The sequence below is a fragment of the Pseudomonas sp. NFACC04-2 genome (genome assembly GCF_900119265.1).
Lineage (GTDB): Bacteria > Pseudomonadota > Gammaproteobacteria > Pseudomonadales > Pseudomonadaceae > Aquipseudomonas > Aquipseudomonas fluorescens_AA.
In genome coordinates this window covers 67,515-79,946 of the sequence record NZ_FPJC01000013.1, presented here as the reverse complement: position 1 = coordinate 79,946, position 12,432 = coordinate 67,515, and the positions used below count along the sequence as shown (strand labels likewise).

Below are 12,432 nucleotides of genomic sequence, written 5' to 3'. Positions count from 1 at the left end.
CGCGCAACTTGAAAACTCCCCTGGGGCTTTAAGCACTTAGCTGCAAGAAAAATAAAAACTTAATAGCCAACCATCATAAAAAACTGTCAACTCTGACAGTACTCCCGCCTCTAGCTACTGCATAACTTAATAGTAAGAGGATTTTCAGCCCTCTTAATAATAAAATTTAGAGCAATAGGAGAAAAAAAATGACTCTTACGGCCCCCGCTTTTTCAAGCCCCGCACCAAATAGTAGGGGAAACAATCCTCCTTTCGTCACTGGGAGGGGTCACCCAAATAGTGCAGTAACCATTTGGGAAACCAACACTAACGCCACTCTGGGAACCGCCATTTGCAATGCAAATGGAGATTTTGCCACCACGTTGGATCTCACCCAAGCAAGCCACCAAAATTCTGGCGCGGTGTTAGTGATAGGTGGAATCTGCACGACTCCCACGGACTCGTCTGGTTATGCCGAAGACTTGATGTTCTACCTTTGAACAATAAAAATCCGGAATTGCCCTTAGAAACGAGGGCAACTCCTCGTAAACCAACCAACATTCACATTTTCGAAAAAATTTTGAAACCTAGCCTTGGAAAGTGCACATGCACCACCCCGCCACGCTCATCTTCGCGACGTAGAATCAACTCTTCGCTACCCGCAAACAACAACTCCCCTGCCACCGGGTCAACGCCATAGTCCGTCGCGGCGATAGTTACCTGCTGCCCTGAGCTGAACCCGTTCGGCTCTTCGAACGACTCATCCGGCAGCGCTTGCGGTGTCGCGTTGCGGGCAACGTCCAAGGCTTCTTCGGCACTTATCTGGCTCGACGCACCATGGCCGAAACCCAGCACCCGTGCCAACCATGCCGAAACGGCCGGATACGCGTCCACCAGCGGCGAGGTCACCGGGGTGCCTTTGAGAAACCACAGCGGATGGGCCATGGCGAAGTCGGCAATCGACGGTTCACCCAACAGGAAATCGCCCTCCTCGCGCTGCAACTGCTGCTCCAGGCGCGCCATGATCGTCGGCCACTGGTGCTTGGCCTGGTCGACAGGCAAGCGTGTAGTCGTACCGCCACTGAACAGCCCGGCGCGGTCGCTGATGAACGCCTTGATGGCTTCAGGCGATAGCTTGGCGAAACGCACCGCCACCGATTCAGGCTGGAACACCAGGCTCACCGCATGCTGAAACACCACCGAGTCGGCCCAGGCGGCAAAGGACGCGGCCAGCATTTCCCGGCCTTCGGGGAACAGGGCCGGCGAGGCTTTTTCCTGCTCCAGCCGACGGGCGATCAGGGATGTGTCGCAATAGATATCCGCGCCAATCTGCAATACCGGCGTCTTGCGATAGCCGCCCGTCAGTGCCGTCAGATCAGGCTTGGGCATCATTGGCGGAATGCTCACCGAACGCCAGGACAGGCCCTTGAAGCCCAGCAGCAGCCGGGCCTTTTCCGCGAAAGGAGACGTTGGGTAATGATGAAGAATCAGCTCTGACATGAGATTCGCCGCTGCAGGAATGAAGTCTTGCAGCTTAGCGCGACTGACCGGGCCAGCCTACCGGCCTGATAAAGGCCTATCAGCCAGGCTGATGAAGCGACAGCGCACTGGCCACCAGGCATTCCTTGGCACTTTTCTTGAGCTTTTTGATCAGTCGCTCCTGGCGCAGGGCCTCGCCCTTGTCGCGACAGGCCTCGGTATACACCAGGGCCACTGCCGGGCTGGACAGGAAGAAGCGCGCGCCCTTGCCGCTTTGATGCTTGGCGAAGCGCCGCACCGGGTCATCACTGATGCCGCAGTACAGCGAACCATTGGCGGCCCGTACCAAGTAGACAAACCAGGGTTTGTCCGCTTCGGCGGAGCCTTGCGCAGGCAGATCGGGAGAGAGGTCGGCGGTCGTCACAAGATGTTCAACAGGTGGGCAAAGACAAGCCGCGATCTTATCAGCGACTGGCCTGGAACGCCCGCAACCCCTTGAGGGCCTGGGCCCTGACGGTGTTGCGCACCAGCGGCGTCCACCCCAGCAGCAGGCCCTTGGCGCCCAACGCCTGACGGGACCAGCGCCAGAGATCGAAGCTGTCATGGTGCTCGCAGATCTTGCCATCACGAAACACGAAGCGCGCCTGGATGTCGTTGATCACGATGTTGCCGGTCTGGCTGAACAGGTACGTCGCCACCCAGTGAGCACCGCCGGTACGCTCGTCGCTGCGCACGTTATCGAAGGTCAGGGAAAAGTCCTTGGCCCGGGTCGTCAACATGCGCCACATGTCGCCGGCATCGCGCCCGCGCAGCTCGCCAAACGCCGGATCGCTGAACAGCACGTCGTCGGTGTAGCAGGCGCTCATGGCGTCAGCGTCCAGGCGCTGGAAGGCCTGATAAAAACGGGTGATCAAGGCGTTGTGGGCATCACTCATGGACCGGCTCCGAAAAATATTTCAGTAGGCCTGCACGATAATCTGCCAACGCGGAGAAGACTATCGTCATTCGCCATGAAAATGATATCAACGAAGGTCGGTGACTCTTTCGCTCTCGACCCCGACGTACAACGCCCGGCCTGCGCCGATGCCAGCGATGATCGCCCCCAGGCCAACCAGGCCGAAGATCCAGCCGAGGGCATCCCAGCCACCGGTCAAGTCGTGGACCACCCCCACCGCGAAGGGCCCCAGCGACGCCAGCGTATAACCGAAGCCCTGGGCCATGCTGGACAGGTTGGCGGCCACATGGGCATCCCGCGAACGCAACACGATCAGCGTGAGCGCCAGGCTGAACGTTGCGCCCTGCCCCAAGCCCAGCAATATCGCCCAGCCCCACAAACCATCGATGGGGGCATAGAGACAACCGAACAGGCCGCCCAGGGTCATGACCATGACGACCACGATGGCCAGGCGCTGGTCCTTGCCACGCGTTGCCAGCCAGGGTGCCGCGAGGGAGCTGATCAACTGCACGATGACCGAGCCAGACAGCACGAGCCCGGCCTGGGTCGGAGTCAGGCCACGTCCGATCAGGATCGAGGGCAGCCAGCCAAAGACGATATAGGCCAGGGACGATTGCAGCCCCATGTACAAGGTCACTTGCCAGGCAAGGGGATCACGCAGCAAGCCGCGGACCCGGTACGCCACCTGATGGGCGCCGTGTTGCTGGCCCACTTGCGGCAACCAGAACACCGCGGCCAGCAGCGCCGGGACCACCCAGAACCCCAGGCCCAAGGCCCAGCTGTGGCCAAGATGCTCGCTCAACGGCACTGTCGCCCCGGCCGCCATCGCCGCGCCCAGGCACAGCGCCATGGTGTAGACACCGGTCATGGCACCGGCCTGTTTGGCGAAGTCGCGCTTGACGATGCCCGGCAGCAGCACGCCGATCACGCCGATGCTCGCACCGGCCAAGATACTGCCGGCGAACAGCCCAACCTGACCGAGCGCACTGCGCAGGACAATCCCGCCCGCCAGTGTCAGCAAGATCCCCAGCACCACGCGCTCGGCCCCGAAGCGCCGCGCCAGCACCGGCGCCAGCGGCGCGAACAGGCCCAGGCAAAGCACTGGCAACGTGGTCAGCAAACCGGCCTGGGCAGCCGACAGGCCCAGGCTTTTTGACACTTCACTGAGCAGCGGCGCCATGCTCGACAACGCCGGCCGCAGGTTCAGCGCCACCAGGATCAGCCCGAGCAGCAACAGCCAGGGCCGGCGCACCAACGGCTGGCTCTGCTGGACCTGGGCGTCGTCGGCTTCGGCGTCGATCAACAGTTCTTCGAGTTCGGCGGCGCGTTTGGACGCCGTCGAGGTGGCAGGGGCAAGCAGATCGCGGGACATGGAAAGCTCGGGTTCAGGGTTCATTGATCAACTGCCGGCACAGGGCCTTGGCCTGCTCCGGGTCTTGGCGTTCGACCGCTTCGAGAATGTCGACATGCAGGTCGAACACATGCTGATGGCGAGGGACGATATTGAGGCTCTGGCGCAACTGCGCGCCGATCACGCTGGAAAAGTAACGATAAAGCTCGCTGAGCGTTGGATTGTGCGCGGCATCCACCAGCAGGCGGTGGAACACCAAGTCGCAGGCGATGTAATGCTCCAAGTCGCCATGGTAATGCTCGCCACTGGCCTGGAGCGCCTTGCGCAAGGCCAGCAAGTCATCTTCGGTACGCCGCAGCGCGGCCAGGCCGATGGCCTCGACTTCAAGGATATGCCGGGTTTCCCGGGCCTGGTCCAGCGAACAGCGCGACAGCACCTTGAGGGTATCGAGCGGGTCCACCGTCGCCCGTACATAACTGCCGTCGCCCTGGCGGATCTCGATCAGCCCGGAAAACGCCAGCACGCGCATGGCTTCGCGCACGGTGTTGCGGCTAATACCCAGTTCGGCCACCAACTCGGGCTCGGTGGGCAAACGCTGGCCCACGACCCACACGCCATCACCGATGCGCCGGCGCAGTTGGTCCAGGGCTTGATCGACCAAGGATCGCTTAATTAATGGAGAAATGTCTGACATGGACCTCACCCTTTCATCCAATCATAGGATGAATTTTCTGACATGTTAGGCAGCTTCATGTGGGACGGCAACCGCCTAGGGTCAACGGGAGGTAAAGAAACGAGAGTTTCGATTAGTCAAAATTACCCTTTGAGGGTAATTTTTAAGGACAAGGCACGCCGTTCTATGGAAAAGAACACACCCCATTACGCCTTGGCGGCGATACAGGCAGATGTCAGGCGGCTTAAAGGGAAAGCTTTCACCAGGACTGCGAAGAACACTGCTCGGACGCTCGGTTTGAACGTCTCGGACATGCAGCAGGTCATCCATGGGCTTGAGGGAAAACAGTTCTACAAATCGATGACCACCTATGACGATCATCGAGTCTGGCATGACGTCTACCACGCCAATTCACACGGTTTGCAGATTTACCTGAAGGTGACGTACCGCGCCCCAGCGGAGGCCCACCGGTAATTTCCTTCAAGGAGAAAAACTCATGAAACACCAGCAATGCTTCAGCTGTGGTGCCCCGGAAGGCATGTTGCATTTCGAAGGTCGCGGCGAAACCATGAGCGTCAAGGGATTGGAACGCCGGGTCGATGACTTGTCTGGCTGGGAATGTCAGATGTGCGGCGAAGTCGAGCTCGATTCAAGCTGCTCGGATCGCTACGACCACGCAGGTGATGAGCTGGTCAACGCGGCCAGGCGAATGATCGGCGAAGAGATCAAACGTGTCCGGCGCAAACTGCATCTATCGCAAAAGGAAGCGGTACTGCTGCTATCGGGCGGTGGACACAATGCGTTTTCCCGCTACGAGCGCGGCGAGGTAGTGCCACCCAAGGCGGTGATCTTGCTGATGCGCCTGCTTGATCGCTATCCGCATTTGCTTGCCGATGTCCATGACTTCGCTGAAGGCGCAGACTTGCGGCAATTCAAAACGACGGTGCACAAGGAACACGAGAACCTCACGGCTTGCTGAGCGGCCCATTAAAAACAAACCCGGACATGTCCGGGTTTATTTCACTGCCTAAGCCCGGATCAATGCAGAATCTGGCTCAGGAACAGCTTGGTGCGGTCGTTCTGCGGGTTGTCGAAGAAGTCGTTCGGCGCGGCCTGTTCGACGATTTCACCTTTGTCCATGAAGATCACGCGGTTGGCCACGGTACGGGCGAAGCCCATTTCGTGGGTCACGCAGAGCATGGTCATGCCGTCTTCGGCCAAGCCGATCATGGTGTCCAGCACCTCTTTCACCATTTCCGGGTCGAGGGCCGAGGTCGGCTCGTCGAACAGCATGATTTTCGGCTTCATGCACAGGGCGCGGGCGATGGCCACACGCTGTTGCTGACCGCCGGAGAGCTGGCCAGGATACTTGTGCGCCTGCTCTGGAATGCGCACGCGCTCCAGGTAATGCATGGCGATTTCCTCGGCCTTGCGCTTGGGCATCTTGCGTACCCACATCGGCGCCAGGGTGCAGTTCTGCAGGATGGTCAGGTGCGGGAACAGGTTGAAGTGCTGGAACACCATGCCGACTTCACGGCGGATCGCTTCGATCTGCTTGAGGTCGTTGGTCAGTTCCACGCCGTCGACCACGATGCGACCCTGCTGGTGCTCTTCCAGACGGTTGAGGCAGCGGATGGTGGTGGACTTGCCGGAACCCGACGGGCCGCACAGCACGATACGCTCGCCCTGCTTGACGTTCAGGTTGATGTCTTTCAACACGTGGAACTGGCCGTACCACTTGTTGACGCCCTGCATCTGAATAATGCCTTCAGGGCTCACAGGCTGTTTGATCGCTTCACTCATAAACTACGCTCCTAACGCTTGTGGCCAGTGTCCAGCTTGCGTTCCAAATGCATGGAATAGCGGGACATACCAAAACAGAAAATCCAGAACACCAGGGCGGCGAACACATAGCCTTCAGTGGCCATGCCCAGCCATTTCGGGTCGGCGGCAGCTTGTTTCACGCTGTTGAGCAGATCGAACAGGCCGATGATGATTACCAGGCTCGTGTCCTTGAACAACGCAATGAAGGTGTTGACGATACCCGGGATCACCAGCTTCAGGGCTTGCGGCAGAATCACCAGGCCCATGCTGCGCCAGTACCCCAGGCCCATCGCCGCGGCCGCTTCGTACTGGCCCTTGGGAATGGCTTGCAGGCCGCCACGTACCACCTCGGCCACGTAGGCCGATTGAAACAGGATCACCCCGATCAGTGCTCGCAGCAGCTTGTCGAAGTTCATGCCTTCGGGCAGGAACAGCGGCAGCATCACCGACGACATGAACAGCACCGTGATCAACGGCACACCGCGCCAGAACTCGATGAAGGTCACGCAGACCACACGGATCGCCGGCATGTTCGAACGCCGGCCCAGGGCCAGGACGATACCCAGCGGCAGCGCGCCGGCGATACCGACGGTGGCAATCACCAGGGTCAGCATCAGGCCGCCCCATTGGCTGGTTGCCACCGTGGCCAAGCCGAACACCCCGCCGTGCAACAGGCACCAGGCAATGATGGGGTACAGCACCAGGAAGCTCAGGCCGTAGATCGCCTTGCGCGGGAAGCGCGAGATGAACAGCGGCGCTACGCCGAGTACCGCCAACCACACGGTCAGGTCTACGCGCCAGCGCAGGTCCGTCGGGTAGTAGCCATACATGAACTGGCCGAAACGCTGCTGGATGAACACCCAGCAGGCGCCTTCCTTGGTGCAGTCGGCCTGGGTGGTGCCGACCCAGTTGGCATCGAGAATCGCCCAATCGAGAATCGGCGGAACCACCAGGTAGATCAAGTAGAACGCAAACAACGTCAGCAAGGTGTTGAGCCAGCTGGAGAACATGTTCGCGCGCATCCACGCCACCACGCCGATGCTGTTGCTCGGAGGGGGCATGTCAGGTTTGAAAGTATGGGATGTCATGCGCGTTTCCTCACCGCTCGATCAGCGCAATGCGCTTGTTGTACCAGTTCATCAGCAGGGAAATGCTGATACTGATCGCCAGGTACACGCTCATGGTGATAGCAATGACTTCAATGGCCTGCCCGGTCTGGTTCAGCACCGTACCGGCAAACAACGAAACCATTTCCGGGTAGCCGATACCGGCCGCCAGCGAAGAGTTTTTCGCCAGGTTCAGGTATTGGCTGGTCAACGGCGGGATGATCACGCGCAGGGCTTGCGGGATGATCACCTTGCGCAAGGTCGGACCGTTGCGCAGGCCCAGCGAGTGAGCCGCCTCGGTCTGTCCATGGCTGACCGACTTGATGCCCGAGCGCACGATCTCGGCGATGAACGCCGCGGTGTACACGGTCAAGGCGAGGGTCAAGGCCAGCAGCTCGGGAATCAGTACCCACCCACCGACGAAGTTGAAGCCCTTGAGCTGCGGCATTTCCCAATGCACGGGAGCGCCGAAGATCAGCGCGCACAACGCAGGAATCGCCAGGAACAGCGCCAGGCCCACCCAGAATTTATGGAACGGCTCGCCGGTCGCTTCGAAACGCTTGTTGGCCCAGCGGGTCATCAGCACGATGGCGACGATCGCCAGCACGACACTGGCCACGAACGGCCAGAATCCTTCCGCCACCAACGCTGCCGGCATGTTCAGGCCGCGGCTGCTGACAAAGAAAGTGTCCCCGAAGTTATGGCTGTTGCGCGGCCCCGGCATGGTCAGGAACACCGCGAAATACCAGAACAGGATCTGTAGCAGCGGTGGGATGTTGCGGAAAACTTCCACATACACGGTTGCCACTTTGGCGATGATCCAGTTTTTCGACAGTCGGGCCACGCCGACAATGAAACCAAGGATCGTTGCCAGGATCACGCCGATGAACGTCACCAGCAGAGTGTTGAGCAACCCGATGACAAAGACGCGGGCATAACTGTCCGCCTCGGTGTAGTCGATCAGGGTTTGAGCGATGCCAAAACCAGCACTGCGCTCCAGGAAGCTGAAACCGGAAGTGATGCCCCGGTGCTCGAGGTTGGTCTGCGTGTTATCGAACAGAAACCAGCCCAGCGAAATAACCGCCACGATGGTGACGATCTGAAATACCCACGCACGCACTCGTGGATCGCTGAGGCTGAGCCTCTGCTTAGGTGCGCCGATTGAATTTTGCATGAAGTGCCCCGCAAGGAATGGAACAGAACATCACCCGGTGGTTGGCCCACCGGGTGATAGAACCATCAGCGCACTGGTGGTGCGTATTGAATGCCGCCAGCGTTCCACAGAGCGTTCAGGCCGCGATCGATTTCCAGCGGAGTGCCCTTGCCGAGGTTACGCTCGAACACTTCACCGTAGTTGCCGACTTGCTTGACGATCTGTACGACCCAGTCTTTCGGCAGTTTCAGGTCCTTGCCATATTCCCCGTCAGCACCGAGCATACGCGCGACGTCAGGGTTCTTGGTGGCCTTGGCTTCAGCTTCGACGTTTTTCGAAGAGATACCGGCTTCTTCAGTGTTGAGCATGGCATAGCCAGTCCAGCGCACAACGGCCAGCCACTCGTCATCGCCGTTACGCACGACCGGACCCAGAGGCTCCTTGGAGATGGTCTCCGGCAGAACCACATAGTCCTTCGGCGAAGCCAGCTTGCTGCGCTGGGCGAACAGTTGGGACTTGTCGGAAGTCAGCACGTCGCAACGGCCGGATTCCAGCGACTTGGCGCTTTCATCGGAGGTGTCGAAGGTGATCGGGGTGTATTTCAGGCCGTTGCCGCGGAAGTAGTCGGAAACGTTCAGCTCGGTGGTGGTACCGGCCTGGATGCAGATGGTTGCACCGTCCAGTTCCTTGGCACTCTTGACGCCCAGCTTGTTGTTAACCAGGAAGCCGATGCCATCGTAATAAGTGATGAAGCCTGGAAACTTCAGGCCCATGCCGGCGTCACGGGAGCTGGTCATGGTGGTGTTGCGCGACAGGATGTCGATTTCGCCGGATTGCAGCGCGGTGAAGCGCTCCTTGGCGTTCAACTGGCTGAACTTGACCTTGGTCGCATCGCCGAATACCGCAGCGGCGACGGCACGGCAGAAGTCCGCGTCGATACCGACGATCTTGCCGGTCGAATCAGGCACCGAGAAACCTGGCAGACCATCACTCACACCGCATTGCACAAAACCTTTCTTCTTCACGGCATCCAGGGTTGCACCCGCCTGAGCGAACCCGCTGACACCCAGTACTGCTGCTGCAGTGACGATTGCCAGGGTGGATTTCAGTAACTTCATTCAAACCTCCAGTTTTGCTCTTGTTGTGTCGGAGCTCGGATCCTGTCGCACCCTTTTGAGGCATTGCCGACCCTTGTTGGCTTTTTTTAGGGTCAACCGACGTCTGGACCTTCGCTATGAGTCTAATAATGAGGATGTCCGTAAACAGTGGTCATGCCCATCCCTCACCAATCGGCCGAACGGGCTGTAGCCCTTCACGTTCGCGAAGCCCGTAGCGGCTATTGGCGAACATTCATCACCGGATTTCTGATATCCCATGCGCCGCGTCTAACTGATAGTGTTACCGCGTAGCGTAAGAATCATCACTCAGCTACACCCATAGCAAAGCCCGTACCAGACCGCTGCGCTTGGGCCATGTAGAACACGTCAAGACAAAAACTTTCAACTTTGCGACATCTAATTAACTGAGGCACCGGGAGCGCACTGTAATCACGCACTGATTGGGCGCGCCCGCACAGATTTGGAGCACAACCATGACCGACCCCTTGATTCTCGAGCCCAGCGGCACTGTCGACGCGTGCGTTATCTGGCTCCACGGCCTGGGCGCCGATCGTTATGATTTCCTGCCGGTGGCGGAAATGCTGCAGCAAAAACTGCTCACCACTCGTTTCGTTCTACCCCAGGCGCCAACCCAGCCAGTAACGATCAACGGCGGCTATGAGATGCCCAGTTGGTACGACATCCGCGCCTTGAGCCCGGCGCGGGCCATTGACGAACAACAACTCGAAGTCTCGGCGCAACGGATCATAGACCTGATCGAGACCCAGCGAGCCAGCGGAATAGACGCCTCGCGGATTTTCCTCGCCGGTTTTTCCCAAGGTGGCGCGGTGGTCTATCACACCGCCTTCGTGAAATGGCAGGGGCCACTGGGCGGCGTGATCGCGCTGTCTACTTATGCACCGACGTTCAGCGATGAACTGCAATTGTCGGCCAGTCAGCAACGCATTCCGGTCCTGGCCCTGCACGGCCAATACGACGAAGTGGTACTCAACCCCATGGGTCGGACCGCGAAAGAGTATTTGAAGCAGCATGGTGTCACCGTGACATGGCAGGAATACCCAATGGGCCACGAAGTGTTACCCGAGGAGATTCATGACATCGGCACCTGGCTGGCCGAACGGTTGCGCTAAAAGGCCAATCGCCACGCCGGTCCTTTGACGATCACACTACGCCGCGCCCGTTTCTTGCATTACACTGGCCGGCGTACATTCCTTAACCAATCGATGAGATGACCGTGCTCAAAGCACTCAAGAAGATGTTCGGTAAAAGCGAGGCCGAGCAACTCGCGCCTGGCTCCACTGCACCGACCCACGGCCCGAGCCGTACCGATGCGCAACAACCGCGCCGGACGGCCCCCGTCGCACAGGCGAAAAAAGAACCCGTCGCCCAGCCTGTTACGCCCCCCGAGCCCGAGACACCACGCAACGCCGCCCCCCGGCCGCGCCGCGAACGCGCACCGAAACCGCCGGTCGTCGCCTGGAAACTCGAGGACTTCGCCGTAGAACCCCAGGAAGGCAAGACGCGCTTCCACGACTTCAAGCTCGCCCCGGAACTGATGCATGCCATCCAGGACCTGGGTTTCCCATATTGCACGCCGATCCAGGCGCAGGTGCTGGGCTTCACCCTCGCCGGCAAAGACGCCATCGGTCGCGCCCAGACCGGCACCGGTAAGACCGCCGCGTTCCTGATTTCCATCATCACCCAGTTGCTCCAGACCCCGCCGCCCAAAGAACGTTACATGGGCGAACCACGGGCGCTGATCATCGCGCCGACCCGCGAGCTGGTGGTGCAGATCGCCAAGGACGCCGCCGACCTGACCAAGTACACCGGTCTGAACGTCATGACGTTCGTGGGCGGCATGGATTTCGACAAGCAGCTCAAGCACCTCGAAGCTCGCCATTGCGACATCCTGGTCGCCACGCCGGGCCGTCTGCTGGACTTCAACCAGCGCGGCGACGTGCACCTGGACATGGTCGAAGTGATGGTGCTGGACGAAGCCGACCGCATGCTCGACATGGGCTTCATCCCCCAAGTGCGCCAGATCATTCGCCAGACCCCACCCAAAAGCGAGCGCCAGACCCTGCTGTTCTCCGCCACCTTCACCGAGGACGTGATGAACCTGGCGAAGCAGTGGACCACCGACCCGGCCATCGTCGAGATCGAAGCCGAGAACGTCGCCAGCGAAAACGTCGAACAACATATCTACGCGGTCGCTGGTGCCGACAAGTACAAGCTGCTCTACAACCTGGTCAACGACAACGGTTGGGAGCGCGTGATGGTGTTCGCCAACCGCAAGGACGAAGTGCGACGCATCGAAGAACGCCTGGTGCGCGATGGCGTCAACGCGGCCCAGCTCTCGGGCGACGTGCCCCAGCACAAGCGCATCAAGACCCTCGAAGGTTTCCGCGAAGGCAAGATCCGCGTACTGGTTGCCACCGACGTGGCCGGTCGCGGCATCCACATCGACGGCATCAGCCACGTGATCAACTTCACCCTGCCAGAAGTCCCGGACGACTACGTGCACCGTATCGGCCGTACCGGGCGTGCCGGGGCCGCTGGGGTCTCGATCAGCTTCGCCGGTGAGGATGACTCCTACCAGTTGCCGTCGATCGAGGCGTTGCTGGGGCGCAAGATCAGTTGTGAAATGCCACCGACCCACCTGTTGCGGCCGGTCGAGCGCAAGCGCCCTTAATCGTCTCCCAGAGCAAAAGCGCAGCCAGGACAGGCTGCGCTTTTTTTTGCCCCAGGATATTGCTCGATTAAACTAAAAGTCCATAATAGACAAATTAGTTTG

The 12,432-nt window shown here is 59.6% G+C and carries 13 protein-coding genes and 1 pseudogene; 5 read left to right on the top strand and 9 right to left on the bottom strand.

The genetic code is table 11. From position 1 onward, the window contains the following. The first annotated feature begins 188 nt into the window (after window positions 1–188). The gene (locus BT125_RS30050) at window positions 189–479 is read left to right on the top strand and encodes an Ig-like domain-containing protein (protein ID WP_170866848.1); all 291 of its coding nucleotides are present in this window, start codon (window positions 189–191) and stop codon (window positions 477–479) included. Between the two features lie 61 nt (window positions 480–540). Here the strand turns inward: BT125_RS30050 and BT125_RS18120 are convergent, their stop codons facing one another. The 5 genes from BT125_RS18120 to BT125_RS18100 all read right to left on the bottom strand — a co-directional run bounded on the left by BT125_RS18120 (window position 541) and on the right by BT125_RS18100 (window position 4,458). Then, on the bottom strand, window positions 541–1,479 hold the full coding sequence (locus BT125_RS18120; protein ID WP_072408962.1) for a glutathione S-transferase family protein: 939 nt from the start codon (window positions 1,477–1,479) through the stop codon (window positions 541–543). Between the two features lie 79 nt (window positions 1,480–1,558). Continuing rightward, entirely contained in the window at window positions 1,559–1,882 is a 324-nt protein-coding gene (locus BT125_RS18115; protein WP_072408960.1) for a GIY-YIG nuclease family protein, read from the bottom strand. Window positions 1,883–1,922: 40 nt separating this feature from the next. Then, a complete protein-coding gene (locus tag BT125_RS18110) occupies window positions 1,923–2,393 on the bottom strand; it encodes a nuclear transport factor 2 family protein (protein ID WP_072408958.1) in 471 nt (156 codons plus the stop codon). A gap of 87 nt (window positions 2,394–2,480) precedes the next feature. Beyond that, the gene (locus BT125_RS18105; protein WP_072408956.1) at window positions 2,481–3,809 is read right to left on the bottom strand and encodes a CynX/NimT family MFS transporter; all 1,329 of its coding nucleotides are present in this window, start codon (window positions 3,807–3,809) and stop codon (window positions 2,481–2,483) included. After that, window positions 3,799–4,458 carry a FadR/GntR family transcriptional regulator gene (locus tag BT125_RS18100; RefSeq protein WP_072408953.1) on the bottom strand — a complete coding sequence of 220 codons (660 nt, stop codon included), beginning with the start codon at window positions 4,456–4,458 and terminating at the stop codon, window positions 3,799–3,801. Before BT125_RS18100 ends, BT125_RS18105 begins: the two co-directional genes overlap by 11 nt. A 165-nt stretch (window positions 4,459–4,623) precedes the next feature. Here BT125_RS18100 and BT125_RS18095 point away from each other — a divergent pair. Continuing rightward, window positions 4,624–4,937, top strand: a pseudogene (locus BT125_RS18095) (type II toxin-antitoxin system MqsR family toxin). Continuing rightward, a complete protein-coding gene (locus BT125_RS18090; protein WP_072408951.1) occupies window positions 4,934–5,416 on the top strand; it encodes a type II toxin-antitoxin system MqsA family antitoxin in 483 nt (160 codons plus the stop codon). Before BT125_RS18095 ends, BT125_RS18090 begins: the two are co-directional and overlap by 4 nt. A gap of 59 nt (window positions 5,417–5,475) precedes the next feature. Here the strand turns inward: BT125_RS18090 and BT125_RS18085 are convergent, their stop codons facing one another. The 4 genes from BT125_RS18085 to BT125_RS18070 form a co-directional block, all read right to left on the bottom strand. Then, window positions 5,476–6,240: an amino acid ABC transporter ATP-binding protein gene (locus BT125_RS18085; protein ID WP_003178331.1), complete on the bottom strand. Its 765-nt coding sequence runs from the start codon at window positions 6,238–6,240 to the stop codon at window positions 5,476–5,478. 11 nt (window positions 6,241–6,251) lie between these two features. Beyond that, complete coding sequence (locus tag BT125_RS18080; RefSeq protein WP_072408949.1) at window positions 6,252–7,349, bottom strand: amino acid ABC transporter permease; 1,098 nt, start codon at window positions 7,347–7,349, stop codon at window positions 6,252–6,254. 10 nt (window positions 7,350–7,359) lie between these two features. Then, the gene (locus tag BT125_RS18075) at window positions 7,360–8,541 is read right to left on the bottom strand and encodes an amino acid ABC transporter permease (protein WP_072408947.1); all 1,182 of its coding nucleotides are present in this window, start codon (window positions 8,539–8,541) and stop codon (window positions 7,360–7,362) included. 65 nt (window positions 8,542–8,606) lie between these two features. After that, window positions 8,607–9,638 carry an amino acid ABC transporter substrate-binding protein gene (locus tag BT125_RS18070; RefSeq protein ID WP_072408945.1) on the bottom strand — a complete coding sequence of 344 codons (1,032 nt, stop codon included), beginning with the start codon at window positions 9,636–9,638 and terminating at the stop codon, window positions 8,607–8,609. 473 nt (window positions 9,639–10,111) lie between these two features. Here BT125_RS18070 and BT125_RS18065 point away from each other — a divergent pair, with 473 nt between their 5' ends. Then, entirely contained in the window at window positions 10,112–10,768 is a 657-nt protein-coding gene (locus tag BT125_RS18065) for an alpha/beta hydrolase (RefSeq protein ID WP_072408943.1), read from the top strand. 98 nt (window positions 10,769–10,866) lie between these two features. Beyond that, window positions 10,867–12,330: an ATP-dependent RNA helicase RhlB gene (rhlB, locus tag BT125_RS18060; protein WP_072408941.1), complete on the top strand. Its 1,464-nt coding sequence runs from the start codon at window positions 10,867–10,869 to the stop codon at window positions 12,328–12,330. Window positions 12,331–12,432: the final 102 nt, after the last annotated feature.

Coding starts and splice junctions, on each gene's coding strand:
- BT125_RS30050 (WP_170866848.1), top strand. CDS start 189: ATGACTCTTACGGCCCCCGCTTTTTCAAGCCCCGCACCAAATAGTAGG.
- BT125_RS18120 (WP_072408962.1), bottom strand. CDS start 1,479: ATGTCAGAGCTGATTCTTCATCATTACCCAACGTCTCCTTTCGCGGAA.
- BT125_RS18110 (WP_072408958.1), bottom strand. CDS start 2,393: ATGAGTGATGCCCACAACGCCTTGATCACCCGTTTTTATCAGGCCTTC.
- BT125_RS18105 (WP_072408956.1), bottom strand. CDS start 3,809: ATGAACCCTGAACCCGAGCTTTCCATGTCCCGCGATCTGCTTGCCCCT.
- BT125_RS18100 (WP_072408953.1), bottom strand. CDS start 4,458: ATGTCAGACATTTCTCCATTAATTAAGCGATCCTTGGTCGATCAAGCC.
- BT125_RS18090 (WP_072408951.1), top strand. CDS start 4,934: ATGAAACACCAGCAATGCTTCAGCTGTGGTGCCCCGGAAGGCATGTTG.
- BT125_RS18085 (WP_003178331.1), bottom strand. CDS start 6,240: ATGAGTGAAGCGATCAAACAGCCTGTGAGCCCTGAAGGCATTATTCAG.
- BT125_RS18080 (WP_072408949.1), bottom strand. CDS start 7,349: ATGACATCCCATACTTTCAAACCTGACATGCCCCCTCCGAGCAACAGC.
- BT125_RS18075 (WP_072408947.1), bottom strand. CDS start 8,541: ATGCAAAATTCAATCGGCGCACCTAAGCAGAGGCTCAGCCTCAGCGAT.
- BT125_RS18070 (WP_072408945.1), bottom strand. CDS start 9,638: ATGAAGTTACTGAAATCCACCCTGGCAATCGTCACTGCAGCAGCAGTA.
- BT125_RS18065 (WP_072408943.1), top strand. CDS start 10,112: ATGACCGACCCCTTGATTCTCGAGCCCAGCGGCACTGTCGACGCGTGC.
- rhlB (WP_072408941.1), top strand. CDS start 10,867: ATGACCGTGCTCAAAGCACTCAAGAAGATGTTCGGTAAAAGCGAGGCC.